The sequence below is a fragment of the Nostoc sp. genome (genome assembly GCF_036916575.1).
Classification (GTDB): Bacteria; Cyanobacteriota; Cyanobacteriia; order Cyanobacteriales; family Nostocaceae; genus Nostoc.
Map to the genome: position 1 here is coordinate 1 of NZ_JBALGC010000147.1, position 13823 is coordinate 13823.

A 13823-nucleotide genomic window follows, 5' to 3' on the forward strand; every position below is an offset into this window, starting at 1 on the left:
ATGGCAGTTCCTATCAAAACAAGCGCACGCATTACACCTCTACCATCTCACCTTTTATTTTTATTTCTAGGAATAATAAAAAGTGGGATGCTCCCTTCTTATTCTGCCATGTTTGTAACTTTTCTCACAGAAGATTTATATTTACTATTGTTGGATTAAGAGATAATAATTTGTGAGATTCACTGAGTACAATATTACTTTTAATACTACCAAAAAGTGCATTGGCAATAGGTGCAACTTCCTTTCGTGAAAATTGACTTAATGATTCTGTTGCCAAGAAAGCGGGTGCGATCGCGAATATGTTCGAGCAGTTTAGCAGCCCGTTCTGAATCTCCCAAAACCATTGCAAAATGGCATACTGAGTTTTTAGTTTATCTTGGCTTTGTTGCCCAAAGAATATTGTGGCATAGAGCCGAAGTAAGACGTTATATGAACAGGAAATTATATAACTACCCTTGCCACTTTTTTAAAGTGAATATCAAGTTTGACAACTTGTCTTTTGACGGAGAGCGCAACTTCATTTAAAGTGCCGCACTAGAGGAGTGCTGAGTACTGAGTACTGAGCAAAGAAGAAGAGAAAACAATTTCTTCTTTATTCTTCAAAATCTTTATTTTTACACTCATGACTCAGAACTCAGGACTTTTTTTATGCTAGATTTGTTGCTTATCTCAATCCTGGGGTTCCTGGGGAGTTTTGGGCATTGCTTTGGGATGTGTGGCCCTTTAACAGTGGCGTTTTCCTTGTCTCATCAGCCGAAACGGACATCATCTTTAGAAAAGTCCGACACTTGGCAACAGCAATTAAAATTTCATCTCCTGTTAAACTTGGGGCGGATGTTGAGCTATGCTCTAGTCGGTGCTGGCATTGGGGCGCTAGGTTCGGTATTGCTGCAAGGTGGACAGCTAGCGGGTGTTGGCAGCGACTTCCGGCGCTGGATGGCAATTATAACTGGTGTGATGCTGATTTGGTTTGGCTTAGGACAAGTAAAACCCGATTTGCTGCCGCGCATTCCCGTGTTACATCCCCTCTTGCAGGGTAGTTTACACGATCGCCTCAGCACAGCAATGGTTAAACTTTCCTTCAAAATCAAATGGTGGACGCCAATGCTTTTAGGAATGACTTGGGGTTTAATGCCCTGTGGTTTCCTGTATGCTGCCCAAATTAAAGCTGCTGAAACTGGCAATTTATGGATGGGTGGGGCAACTATGTTGGCTTTTGGACTGGGAACCCTGCCCACGATGCTAGGTGTAGGCGTCTCCACCTCTTTGGTAAGTAAAGACAGGCGCAGTCAGTTGTTTCGATTAGGTGGTTGGGTGACACTCACCATTGGCGTCATCACCTTGCTGCGGACTGGTGACACAATGGTAGATTACACCGGACACGCCGCTTTGTTTTGCTTAATTTTGGCGTTAATTGCACGTCCCATTAGTGGGTTGTGGGCTTCACCACTGCGTTACCGCCGCGCCTTGGGGGTGGGAGCTTTTGTGCTTTCTGTGGTTCACACCGCTCACATGATAGAACACTCATTGCAATGGAATTTTGCCGCTTTTGATTTTATGCCGCCAGAATTTCAGTGGGGTATGGCTGCGGGTGCTGTAGCATTGGTATTAATGTCCCCCGCCGCTTTTACGAGTTGGGAATCCTTGCAGAAATCTTTGGGCAAGCGTTGGCGACAGATTCATCTATTGGGTGTGCCAGCCTTGCTCTTGAGTGCAATTCATGCTGTGTTGATTGGTTCCCATTACCTGGGTTCCTTGCAATCAACTTGGGGAAATAAATTAGCGGCAGTACTGATGGGAATTGTTACTCTTGGTGTCTTGCTAGTACGTTCGCGCTTTTTTTGGTCAAAGTTAGCCGTAGAAAAGTTTTATGTTCCCCCAACCAAATCGCGGTAAATTATCTTTGTTTTCTGGCTCCATCCCAACGAGTCAAAAACAGAGACATTACCCATTCAAAGGCATTTCCTGGCATCAAGGAACAATAAAGTATTTATTATTCCTGAGTTGCTTAGTCATTTCAATAACTAATCTTTACCCTGCTGCTGCTCATCAGGTAGAAGTAGCAGCAGATGTCGGTGGCACCCTCCACATTGAACCAAATGATAACCCCCGGGCTGGAGAATCCTCCCAAGTCTGGTTTGCACTTACCCGCAAAGGTGGAAAGGTGATTCCCTTGGCACAGTGTAATTGTCAATTGGCTGTTTATGCCGAACCCTATGCAGCCGGAGAGCCACCACTCCTAGAACCACAGTTAGAATCTGTGGCAGCTGAACGTTATCAAGGTATCCCAGGTGCGGAAGTTGTCTTTCCCAAGCCAGGTATTTATGAGTTGCAACTAAATGGTAAACCAGTCTCTGGGGCAAGATTCAAACCGTTTAAGTTCAAATTTGAAGTTACTGTGGCAGGCGGGTCTACACAAGATACACAAAATCAGCGAGATGTCAATGGCGATTTAGGAGAAGGTGAATCTCAGAATTTACCACTTTGGGCGATCGCACTCCCAATCCTCGGATTTATCGGCATCTTGGTTGTCGTACTACGAAGCATGAGAGGGAGTGGGGAGTAGGGAGACATCTTTCTTTGTGTCTTTTTTTGTGTGAGTCAGTTCACCAGATCGTTTGCATATGAGGGTAGGTCATAATTTTTGCATCACAAGTTACCAGAGGAATTTTATATTGCCTGGCGATCGCAACTAGAATTCTGTCTGCTGGATCTTTATGAAAATTATCTGGTAGCTGTGTACTAGCGATCGCATCTAGAGGATTTAAAGACTCTATGATAATGCCTGAGTGTGTTTGCGCCAACGCATACCATTCATCAATCGGCAAGGGTAACGTTAGTTTTCCAATACTGAACTTGATTGCAATCTCCCATGCTGAAATAGCAGACACCAGCAAGCCACTTTGTGGTTCTTCTGAATCAATTGCGGCTTGCGCCTGACTCGATAACTGACTTGGATCGTGCAGTAACCAAAGCCAAATATGAGTATCTAACAAAATCATTCGCCTAAGGTTTCCCAAAGTTCCGGCATAGATTCGTCAAAATCTTTTGCAATCACAATCGTCATTCCTCGCAATGGGTAGCGATCAGTAGAAGTTCGTTTTGCTTAACAAGGCACAATGCGAGCAACTGGAATGCCATCACGAGTAACCACAACTTCAGTTTGAGTCGCTGCCACCTCATCAAGTAGCGCTGTGAAGGTAGTGTCTGTGTCTTGAATATTGAGGTACTTCATCTGGCAAATTTTGTGCGATCGCTTTTACGCCTTAATTCTAAGCGATTCTTTGTGCAACTGCCTTGAGACATTTTCGTGTCTACCCTTTCTGTCTGCCTTCCTTGTAATCTGGTTAATAATATACAAGTGTTGGCGGCTGCAATTCCCCCAACACTTATAATTGTTTACTTTTAATTTCTTTTACCGATGTCGCTTTTGATGCCACTGCCACGCATCAGCAACAATATCTTTGATCGATGGGTACTGAGGTTGCCAGCCTAAGATTGTTCTGGCTTTCTCGCTGGTGCCAATGAGAATTGGGGGATCGCCAGGACGGCGATCGCGTTCCTCGACTGGTATGGAAATTCCTGTCACCTGTTCGGCTGCTGCAATTACTTCTCTGACAGAGAAACCGCTGCCATTACCTAAATTGAAAACTTCGCTATCGCCACCTTTTAATAAATATTCCAATCCTAAAATATGGGCATCTGCTAAGTCGTTAACGTGAATATAATCTCGAATACAAGTACCATCGGGCGTGGGGTAATCGGTGCCGAAAATTGAGATGGATTCTCGTTTGCCTAAAGCTGTCATCAGCACCAAGGGAATCAAATGGGTTTCTGGGTTATGATCCTCGCCGAGTAAGCCACTGGGATTAGCACCAGCAGCATTAAAATAGCGGAAACGCACTGATTGGAAACCGTAAGCAACATCAAAATCAGAGAGAATCCGCTCTACCATCAGCTTTGTAGCGCCATAGGGATTAATCGGATTTTGGGGATGGGTTTCTGGAATAGGTACAAATTCCGGTACACCATAGGTGGCGCAGGTAGAAGAAAAAACAAATTTCTTTACAGATGCCGTCAGCATCGCTTCTAACAGGGTGAAAGTACCAAGGACGTTATTGCGGTAATATTTAGCCGGGTCAGTCACCGATTCTCCTACGTAGGCATAGGCAGAAAAGTGCATCACAGCCGCAATATCATGGGTTTTAAATAGGTGATCTAGCAAGGCGCGATCGCCTGTATCCCCTACTATCAGTTCTACCTCTAAAACCCTTTCTACCAGGTCACGATGCCCATAGACCAGATTATCTAGTATGACAACGTTATAACCCGCTTGCTTCAAAGCAAGCACTGTATGAGAACCAATATATCCAGCTCCCCCCGTTACCAAAATCGTAGGCTTTCCAGGCGACATAGTTTTTCCTTTTGAGTGGATTACTCAATTAATTTAGTTTACCGGTGTCACATTACTCTTCTGGAAAATTATAAATAATAGACGCAGTGTCAAAAAATTGCACTAAAATCACTACGACGGTAGTCTTTGGGTGTGAGGTTTGAGATATTTTAAGTCAAACAGTGCGATTACAACTTGACAATAAAATAAATCCATTTCCCGAAACCTCTAGTTTGACCTTTACGGGTGACGCTCCTAGCGTCGCGATCGCTAAGAAGTCTCTAGTTGTTTTATTCAGGGAAACCATACATAGCAGTTCCTTTTGGGGAGCCACTTCTTCAACTAGGGTTCCTCCGGTTGAAGAAGTGGCGTGGAAACCCCGTTCAAAGCGGACTGCCTCACCACCACACTGGCTCACCGCACCAGAAAATTTGAGAGTTAATCTATGTTTCTATTGCTAAGTCGGGTACTGCTGTGGCTGCTGATTGGCACTATCGTATATTCTCTGTTCCAGCGATTTTATCCCTCTGGAACTTTTGTCGGGCGATTGATCTTAGTCGTTATCTTGGTAATCATAGCCCTATCATTTGTTAACCCCAATGAACCAGCTGTAGCGTCTTTATCGAGGCTGCTGTCTTTTCCACTTAAGCCTCTAGGAGCCTCTGTTTTACTAATGATTTTTGCAGCTCAGAGAATCAAAGGAGGCGGGATAGACAAACCAGGAGGATACTTGATCGGTTGGGCACTGACGATTCTGCTGTTAGCAAGTACACCAGCAGTCGCTTATTTACTTTATCGGGCACCTCTAGCAATGTCAGGTGAAACCTATGTAGCAACTGCTGCACCAACATCTGGGACACTGGTGGCACTAGGGCAACCAACCACCACAACAAACATCTCAGATGTGACAGGCGATCGCATTTTTTCTTATAATTTGAGAGTGCCTCCCTATGTATTACAAGGAAGTCCTCAAGATATTCGCGCCCGCGGTTTACGTCTTGAAGACTTTGTACCGAATGCGGAAACGTTGCAATTGACAACCAGAACTTGGGAAACTTATCTCTTTGAAATTTACAGGTTCTTGCGTGTTCAGCGGTAATAAAGTAAAAAAGAAAAACTAAAAAGGTGACAAGACCACGCCCTAGTACCGCATTCCCCACAGGGTAGCGGTACTAGTAGCTAGATTAATTGAGGCTGTGATTGCCACCAGAACACCAAGAGTTTAAGTAGACCTTACCATTCGGCTTTGGGCGAAAGGGAAGGGCAATAACTATCCAGTTAAAAGAGGTAACAAAAGCGTAAATTAAAAGCGATATTCCCTCTACATAGCTGCCTTCTGGACTAGCAGTTAATCTAGGATGATAAAGTTGCAAAATTGCTTTAATGGCAAAATCTCGACGAATCGCTAAACTCAGTGCTTACCTACGACCCTATTGGCAAGAAGTGTCCTTGGGGATTCTCGCTTTGTTGTCTGTCAATGCACTGGGCGTTTATATCCCTTGGTTGATTCGTGCTGGTGTTGATAAACTCTCGACAACCTTCAGCTGGAACCAAATACTACATTACGTAGTTATCATTGTCTTGCTCAGTTCGGCGATGTGGCTAATGCGGATGGCATCCCGCATTTGGCTATTTGGGGTAGGGCGTCAGGTGGAATTTGACCTAAAACAACGGATTTTTGAACACTTACTCAAGTTAGAGCCGGCTTATTTTGCCAGTAATACTGCTGGTGATTTGATTAGTCGAGCTACCAGTGATGTAGACAATATCAAGCGGTTATTGGGTTTTGCGGTTTTGAGTTTGGCAAATACGGTGTTTGCCTACGCCCTGACACTGCCAGTAATGCTGGCGATTAGTGTGGATCTTACACTAGCCTCCCTGGCAGTGTACCCTTTTATGTTCTTGTTGGTGAGTCTGTTTAGCGATCGCTTACGCAAACAACAAGCAGCAGTCCAAGAGCAACTCTCTGACATCAGCGAACTCATCCAAGAGGATATCAGTGGCATTGCCTTGATTAAAATTTATGCCCAAGAAGCAAACGAGCGTCGAGCCTTTGCTAAGAAAAATCAGCAGCTATTAGCTGCTAACTTGGAATTGGCAAAAAGCCGAAATACACTGTTTCCGCTAATTGGCGGGCTAGCTAATATCAGTTCGCTGGTAATCATTTGGCTAGGGACAGCCCGGATGTCTTCTGGGACCCTTGAGGTTGGCGACTTTTTAGCACTGTTACTCTATGTAGAGCGTCTAGTTTTCCCTACTGCCCTTTTAGGATTCACAATTACTGCTTACCAACGGGGTGAGGTTAGTATTGACCGTCTTGAATCTATTCTCTCTGTCACACCGAAAATTCAAGACACAGCCGATGCTATACATTTACCAGTGGCAGAATTTAAAGGGGAACTGACAGCTAAAAATCTCACCTACAATTATCCTGGTTCCACTACTCCAGCTTTAGCAAATGTTAACTTTACCATTCATCCGGGAGAAACCGTGGCAATTGTTGGGGCAATTGGTTCGGGGAAATCCACTTTGGCGAATGCTTTGCCACGTTTGTTAGATATTGAATCAGGACAATTGTTTTTAGATGGGCTGGATATTACTAAGATAGCTTTGGCTTCTTTACGAAGTGCGATCGCTTACGTTCCTCAAGATAGCTTTCTATTTAGCACTACAATCAAAAATAATATCCGCTACGGTGATCCACTTTGCGAACAAGAGCAGGTAGAATCTGTCGCTAAACTTGCCCAAATTGAATCAGAAATTAACAATTTTCCGCAGCAATACGAAACTCTTGTTGGTGAACGCGGTATTACTCTTTCTGGCGGTCAGCGACAACGTACTGCCTTAGCTAGGGCGATGCTGGTTAATGCTCCAGTGTTAATTTTGGATGATGCCCTCTCTAGTGTGGATAATCAAACAGCTACGCAAATCCTCAAAAATCTCTCTGGTGGTACAGAGCGCAAAACAGTAATTTTTATTACTCATCAATTATCGGCGGCGGCAGCTGCTGACCGAATTTTTGTGATGGAAAAAGGAAGAATTGTTCAGATAGGCAATCATTCACAACTGGTGCAACAACAGGGTCTGTACAGAACTTTGTGGAGTCAGCATCAAGTTGAGGAATTACTGCACTAGTACCGCAAGGCGGAAGTCACTCATTCAAAAGTATTATGAAATAAGCTCTTTAGGGCTTTTCAATGGTCTGCTTATTTACGCTGTGCTGTACTAGTACAATATTTAACATTACAGCTATTTTACAGCAGTTTTCATGTATTTGAACCACATCTGTTGTAGGGGCACAGCATTGCTGTGCCCGTAGAGCGTGGTCTATTTACCTGAAAATAGCTGTAAGTTAATTGAACCACAGATTTTTATCGGGACACGGCATTGCCCATAGGTGTCAACTTAAGTGTGTTTCTGCACCGCTTCAAGGCACAGAGTTCATCATTAAAATTCCGATTCTGATCAAGTCTGTTTGATGGTAATTTGGTCTATCCATAGCCACAGCATCTGTTGAAACAATAAACCGACACGGATATTGCCTCCAGGTTCTCCACCATCTTGATCGTCGCTGGGTGCAATATCAACAAAGTCGTATGCTGGACTACCGATATTTTTAAGCGCAGTAATCAGTTTTTGGTAAGTCTGGTTGGCGTTAACAACGTTATCATTGATTGGCCCGTTGTTATCCTGAACTTCAATTGAACCTATTTTCTAGATTAGTCTTTTTCCTAATAGAGTTCAGTTAAGATAAGTTTTAAGTTGGGTAAAGGTGAGCATCCCACTTGGGAAGAAATACCAGGATAAAAGAAAATCACGGCTACATTTGCGGCCGATTAGATACCGTCTTAAATGTCAAGTCTTAATCATTACTGGTAGCGATGCCTACGGCGGCAAGCTACGCAGCCCGTTATCAGAAGACTTTTGCAATAATCGTGGTTTTGCATAACTTGATGAAGCTAGTGTAATCTGGCGTGATTACTACGTTAGTTTTTTTAGGTATGTGGGTAGTATAAATTACCGAAAAAACTAATTTGGCATATGGTAATGTTCAAAACTAAATTATCAGAATCCCCTGCTTCGGGGGAGTTTTACACCTTGAAGTTAATGTATCGCCATATTGGGGCGATCGCAGCTCTAATTTTAATTAGCTTACTAAGTTCATTGAATGGAACACCAGTCGATCATGTCATCTCTAACCCCTGGGAAGGCTTTCTCTGGGGACTGGCAGATCCAGTAATTGGTTTGGATTGTTTAGCTGGTATTGTTGCTATTGGCTTACTCTCATCTGTGTTTGTTCATGGCGCTGTAATCGCTGGATGTTTTGTCTTAGCAGCAGTCTTGGGCATTGTAATTCATTTATTCCAGCTAAATTTACCAGGCACAGAGATAGCCATCGCCATTTCTACCATCGTTTTTGGTACTATGCTGATGATGCCAAATCAACCAAACTTTATGGTACTTGCTTTGGTGGGCGTTAGTGCTGGTTTATTTCAGGGTTACGCTGATGCGGAACCTCTTATTGGGACAGGAATAATGCCACTAGTTGCCTATATACTAGGCATTACCTTAACTCTGTTTGCGGTTGCCATGAGTGCCAGAGAAATTGGTGGTGCGATGGGTATGGGAGAAATAAACCGAATTTTACCCTGGAAAATTAGCATTGCTGGCTTTGCTTTCTGTGCGATCGGCATCGTGTTTTTGAGCAATTCAATAATTTAAATCACTATTTCAATTCAGTGGAATACATTGATTTGTGGGGGCGTACACTTAGCTGTGCGCCTCCACTGCGTGTTCATGGTAACTGAAACTTCAGGGATTTCCAAATAAAAAATACTCAACTACTTCTTGTGGGGTGGGCGTCTCGCCCGCCCGTAGCCAAACGCGGGCTTTTGTGCCTACCTCACAAGATTGGATAATTTATTTGTTGGAAATCTTTTACCTCTGGAAGTTGTCCACAAGCAGCACAGCATTTTAGTGAATAAGCTGATGCACCTCTGCGCTAATCTAGAGGCTATATCTAATTAAAGCTTATGACACCTGAAGAAATTGCGGCTACGCTAAGAGAATTATTTGACACAGCAACTATTAATGCGAACGCTCCTGGATCGTGGCAAGTAGACACTTCTAGTTTTCGGCTGTTGGTGCTGCTTTCCGAAGATAATACTTGGCTGCGAGTTTTACTGCCTATTGTGCCCGCAGAGTCAGGGCAACCATTTTTAGAACAGTTCCTAGAAGCCAACTTTGATGACACTCAGGAAGTACGTTACGCTTTGCATGAAGGGGTAATTTGGGGGGTATTTCAACATAACAGTGGCACTTTAGTGAGTGCAGATTTGTCCAATGCAATTAACCGACTTGTATCTCTCCATCAGGCTGGATTAAATAATGTCTTTAATCGATTAATTGAAAGCCGTATGCGGCAAATTATTCAGGCAGCAAAACAACAAGGACAATCTCTGCAAGCTACTATGCAAAGCTTGGAACGCTTTTACGCAGAAGGATTAATGGGCGAAATAAATCAAACCTCAGAGGCGCGAGAAGAAGTTCTAGCTGTTTGGCGGCGTCGGTTAGAACGCCTATGGAATGAGGGTTGATTTAAATTTTTAATAGGCATTTATATCCACGCCACGTTTCCATATCAAACCAATTTACAGATATACCTATTCATCATGGATATCATTGAAATCCTCAAAGAAGACTATCAAAGATTCCCAGTAAATCAAACTTACAGCATTTACGCTCCAGATGTTTATTTTCAAGACCCACTGAATAAGTTTCGTGGCGTTAAACGCTACAAACTGATGATTAATTTCATCGAGACTGTGTTTTTAGATCCCAAAATGGACTTACATAACATTCAACGTTTAGGAGACGCAATAAAAACTGAGTGGACACTCAGTTGGAACACCCCTCTCCCCTGGAAACCACGAATCTCTATTCCTGGTTGGAGTGAATTAGGTCTTAACTCTGATGGTTTGATTGTCTCCCATGTCGATTATTGGCATTGTTCACGCTTAGACGTGGTAAAGCAGCATTTCTTTGCTGCAAAAATGTAAACAATTAAGGCTTGCTCTAATTTCCTCCTTTTGTTCTCCCCTCTGTCTGCAAGGGTATGCTCAGAGCGGCCGCATCTTGTCAATAAGAGTACTCTATTATCAATAGACTAAAAAATCATCTCAATAATCTTTAGTAAAAATGCACTTTTCTGCATATACTATTAAGTTTTTCTCCGATAAACTATTGAGATAAATATTAATATCTATCCTACAAACCAGTAATTGCGAGGGTAAGATTAAGCAGGAGTCAATCAATTTTGGATTTTGGATGAGAGGATGAGAGGATTTTTTCCGCCCACACTCGAAGAAGCTCAAAGTCAAAAGTAATTAATTAATTAATTTTGAATGAGTGACCTTTGACCTTTGACTTCCTCAAGGGGGCGGTGAACCAAATAGTTCTTTGTTCTTTAATCTAAAATCTAAAATTGGCAGTCAAAAATATAAAACTTTTTGTATTATTTGCTGCATAATAATCTAAAAATAAAATTATTTAGTTACAGAATTCATACAAATATCTTGATTTAACATTTAGTTAAAGAAGATATCCAAATAGCAACTATTCTCATCTGTACTTACCTGAACAAAAGTATTTAATTACCAATTTATAACGTGAGAGCAGAGAAATTATGGTTGAAGTTAATCTGAATAAATTAGCAATGAACCAAATACAATTAGAGTCTCAAAACTTAAAACCAAAAAAAATATTGGTTGTTGATGACCACCAAATGATTTTAACTGGAACCCTCGATGTATTGAAGCGGCAATATCCAGACACGGAATTTCTTCAAGTTAAAACTGCACGAGATGCTTTGGAAGAAATAGCTCAGATTCAAGCAAAACAGGAAGATATAGAGCAAGAAAAAGCACTTTTAAATTTGATTGTGGTAGATTTATCGATTCCTGCTAGCCAGGGAATTACTGCGACTACTGATACTGGAATTGAACTGATCAAGCAGCTACTCAAACAATATCCAGAGCAGAGTTTTTTGGTACAAAGCAGTTATGTTAAAGCTTTGGTGCGGATAAAACATGAAATCGACAACCATCAAGGGGGATTTGCGATCGCAGATAAAAATTTGCCCGAATCGGAAATGTTAATCCGCACGAGTTTAGCACTTCAAGGGGGAACCCATACTAAAGATATTAAAACAGCAATTGAATTGAAACCAGAATGGTTGCAAGTTTTGCGTCTGGCATTTGACGAAGGATTGATGGATAAACCTATAGCTGACCGTATGTATAAATCTGAACGTGCTATTCGTAATTACTGGACGAAAATCCAGGATGTGCTTGGTGTGTACCCGGAAGACTGTAAGGAATGTGGAAAAAGTTTGAGAATCCAAACAGAAATCCGTGCGCGTGAAGAAGGATTAATTGATTAGGAGATGAGAGTAAATGCCTAGAGATTGGGATAAAATTACTACAGAATTAAAAATATGGCGCTATGCAGCACTGCCAGGAATTATTGTGTTGATACTGGTTATCTTTGCTCGTATGGCTGGTTCATTACAAGTTCTAGAATGGATGTTATTCGATACATTTTTACGTCTGCGTCCACCCGAATCTGTTGATGAACATGTGGTAATTATTGGTATTGATGAAGATGATATTGCTAAAACCGGACGATATCCTATACCCGATGGTGAAATTGCAGATTTACTAAACAAGCTGGAAACTTACAAACCTCGTGCGATCGGACTTGACCTTTTCAAGAACGTTCCTGTTGAACCAGGTTATAATAAACTTGTGAAAACTTTTCAGGATAATCCAAATATATTTGGTATCGAAAAAGTTCAGAAACCTCAGATTCCAGCACCAAATTTTATTCCTCAAGAAAGGACTGGGATAGTAGATATTCACAGTGATAATGATGGCAAAAATAGACGCTATATTTTATGGACACCAAACCCCAATAATATTCAAGAAGACCGTTTTTCTCTAGGTTTTAAACTCGCTCAATTTTACTTACAATCACGGGGAATCAATGATGAAAATGCTAAAAAAGACCCAGAGACAATACGGTTTGGTAATACTGAATTACCCCGTGTAGTACCAAATTTTAGTGGATATGTTGATCAAGAAAGTACAGGTGAACTACAAATATTAATCAACTTTCGGCGCCAAAATCAGCCATTTCGCATTCTTTCACTCAATGATATTAAAACAGATAAAACCAAAAAAGGTAAGATTGACCCTAGTTGGTTGTGTGACAAGATTATTATTGTTGGTAATTTATCTCCTAGTGTAGGAGATAATTTGTATACATTAGCAATTCCTGGAAGGAAAATAACTGGTCAAATATATGGAGTTGAGTACCACGCACACGTAACTAGCCAAATTGTTAATGCTGTTTTAAACAATCGCCCGATGTTCAAATCTTGGGCAGAACCTTGGGAATATATATGGATAATAATTTGGGGAATTACTCCGATCGCAATTGGACGCTTTACCCAATCTATTATGAAAAATCTGTTGGCTGTAACAGTAGTGGGTTTGTGCGTTGCTGGTAGTGGTTACATCAGTTTGCTATTGTGGGGAGTTTGGGTTCCCGTGGTTCCAAGTTTGCTAACTTTGGCAATAAATGGTGTGGGATTGAGTGCATTTGCATTCTTTCAGCATGATAAACTTTTACGTGAAAAAAATGACCAACAAAAGCGCACAATTGAATATACATTTAATCTTATTCATAATGGGCCATTGCAAACCCTCGCCAACGGATTACAACAATTAAGGAAGCAGAATTTACCCAATGAGCCATTAATTTATCAGTTTGAAAAGCTCAATTCTGAGATTCGTGAAATTGGTGAGTATTTAAGGGTGGAAGCACTGACGACTCATGAAAGTTTAAGATTAGGAAGTGGATTAAAAATAGATTTAAATCGTCAGATACACGATTTGTTTTACGAAGTATATTCCAGCACTCTCAAACGCGACGATCTAGAATATTTAAAAACTCTTAAAATAAAAACGCGCACATTTGAACCAATTAATGATAAATACTTAAGTATGGAACTCAAGAGGGAACTATGCTTATTTTTAGAAGAAAATTTGTGTAATGTGGGTAAACATGCACGAGGAGTAAAGTGTATAGAAGCATCTGGGATTTGCGTAGACGGGGAATACTCACTCTGTATCAAAGATGATGGTTCTGGGTTAACTGCACTCAGCGAAAACAAAGGTACAAAACAGTCTCAAAGCCTTGCCAGAAAATTAAACGGAAGCTTTAAACGCGAGACTGTCAAACCAGGAGGTACAGTGTGTAAATTGATTTGGAAATTAACTACAAATGTCCAGCAAGTAAATACTCAAAAACCTGATTTTAAATCTTGGATTTTAAAAAGTTTTCATATTCCCTAGCTTGATAATTAACT

Annotated in this window: 15 protein-coding genes; 10 read left to right on the top strand and 5 right to left on the bottom strand. The window is 41.5% G+C overall.

The window, feature by feature from the left end; genetic code table 11:
- Positions 1-246 precede the first annotated feature (246 nt).
- The 3 genes from V7L29_RS32865 to V7L29_RS32875 all read left to right on the top strand — a co-directional run bounded on the left by V7L29_RS32865 (position 247) and on the right by V7L29_RS32875 (position 2566).
- Complete coding sequence (locus tag V7L29_RS32865; protein ID WP_334738117.1) at positions 247-525, top strand: hypothetical protein; 279 nt, start codon at positions 247-249, stop codon at positions 523-525.
- 123 nt (positions 526-648) lie between these two features.
- Entirely contained in the window at positions 649-1896 is a 1248-nt protein-coding gene (locus V7L29_RS32870; RefSeq protein WP_334689985.1) for an urease accessory protein UreH domain-containing protein, read from the top strand.
- The gene (locus tag V7L29_RS32875) at positions 1871-2566 is read left to right on the top strand and encodes a hypothetical protein (RefSeq protein WP_334738118.1); all 696 of its coding nucleotides are present in this window, start codon (positions 1871-1873) and stop codon (positions 2564-2566) included. Before V7L29_RS32870 ends, V7L29_RS32875 begins: the two co-directional genes overlap by 26 nt.
- 40 nt (positions 2567-2606) lie before the next feature.
- Here the strand turns inward: V7L29_RS32875 and V7L29_RS32880 are convergent, their stop codons facing one another.
- The 4 genes from V7L29_RS32880 to V7L29_RS32895 all read right to left on the bottom strand — a co-directional run bounded on the left by V7L29_RS32880 (position 2607) and on the right by V7L29_RS32895 (position 4811).
- The gene (locus V7L29_RS32880) at positions 2607-3002 is read right to left on the bottom strand and encodes a type II toxin-antitoxin system VapC family toxin (protein ID WP_334738119.1); all 396 of its coding nucleotides are present in this window, start codon (positions 3000-3002) and stop codon (positions 2607-2609) included.
- 104 nt (positions 3003-3106) lie between these two features.
- Positions 3107-3235 (bottom strand): type II toxin-antitoxin system Phd/YefM family antitoxin, encoded by a 129-nt coding sequence (locus tag V7L29_RS32885; protein ID WP_334689982.1) that lies wholly within the window; start codon positions 3233-3235, stop codon positions 3107-3109.
- Positions 3236-3415: 180 nt separating this feature from the next.
- Complete coding sequence (gene galE / locus V7L29_RS32890; protein ID WP_334689981.1) at positions 3416-4414, bottom strand: UDP-glucose 4-epimerase GalE; 999 nt, start codon at positions 4412-4414, stop codon at positions 3416-3418.
- 154 nt (positions 4415-4568) lie between these two features.
- Positions 4569-4811 (bottom strand): hypothetical protein, encoded by a 243-nt coding sequence (locus V7L29_RS32895; RefSeq protein WP_334689980.1) that lies wholly within the window; start codon positions 4809-4811, stop codon positions 4569-4571.
- Positions 4812-4838: 27 nt separating this feature from the next.
- Between V7L29_RS32895 and V7L29_RS32900 the strand changes: the two genes are divergently transcribed.
- Complete coding sequence (locus V7L29_RS32900) at positions 4839-5492, top strand: hypothetical protein (protein ID WP_334738120.1); 654 nt, start codon at positions 4839-4841, stop codon at positions 5490-5492.
- A gap of 85 nt (positions 5493-5577) precedes the next feature.
- Here V7L29_RS32900 and V7L29_RS32905 read toward each other — a convergent pair whose 3' ends face one another.
- Positions 5578-5766, bottom strand: a complete 189-nt coding sequence (locus V7L29_RS32905) for a hypothetical protein (protein WP_334738121.1) — start codon at positions 5764-5766, stop codon at positions 5578-5580.
- A 10-nt stretch (positions 5767-5776) separates the two neighbouring features.
- On the opposite strand from V7L29_RS32905, the gene V7L29_RS32910 reads away from it, so the two are divergent.
- From V7L29_RS32910 to V7L29_RS32935, 6 genes are all read left to right on the top strand, one after another.
- The gene (locus V7L29_RS32910) at positions 5777-7528 is read left to right on the top strand and encodes an ABC transporter ATP-binding protein (protein ID WP_334738122.1); all 1752 of its coding nucleotides are present in this window, start codon (positions 5777-5779) and stop codon (positions 7526-7528) included.
- Positions 7529-8440: 912 nt separating this feature from the next.
- On the top strand, positions 8441-9115 hold the full coding sequence (locus tag V7L29_RS32915; protein WP_334738123.1) for a HupE/UreJ family protein: 675 nt from the start codon (positions 8441-8443) through the stop codon (positions 9113-9115).
- 311 nt (positions 9116-9426) lie between these two features.
- Positions 9427-9990, top strand: coding sequence for a leucine zipper domain-containing protein (locus V7L29_RS32920; protein ID WP_334689975.1), 564 nt, complete (start codon positions 9427-9429; stop codon positions 9988-9990).
- A gap of 75 nt (positions 9991-10065) precedes the next feature.
- Positions 10066-10452 carry a DUF2358 domain-containing protein gene (locus V7L29_RS32925; RefSeq protein ID WP_334689974.1) on the top strand — a complete coding sequence of 129 codons (387 nt, stop codon included), beginning with the start codon at positions 10066-10068 and terminating at the stop codon, positions 10450-10452.
- Between the two features lie 626 nt (positions 10453-11078).
- Positions 11079-11834, top strand: coding sequence for a DNA-binding response regulator (locus V7L29_RS32930; protein WP_442944308.1), 756 nt, complete (start codon positions 11079-11081; stop codon positions 11832-11834).
- A gap of 13 nt (positions 11835-11847) precedes the next feature.
- On the top strand, positions 11848-13809 hold the full coding sequence (locus tag V7L29_RS32935; RefSeq protein WP_334738124.1) for a sensor histidine kinase: 1962 nt from the start codon (positions 11848-11850) through the stop codon (positions 13807-13809).
- Positions 13810-13823 lie beyond the last annotated feature (14 nt).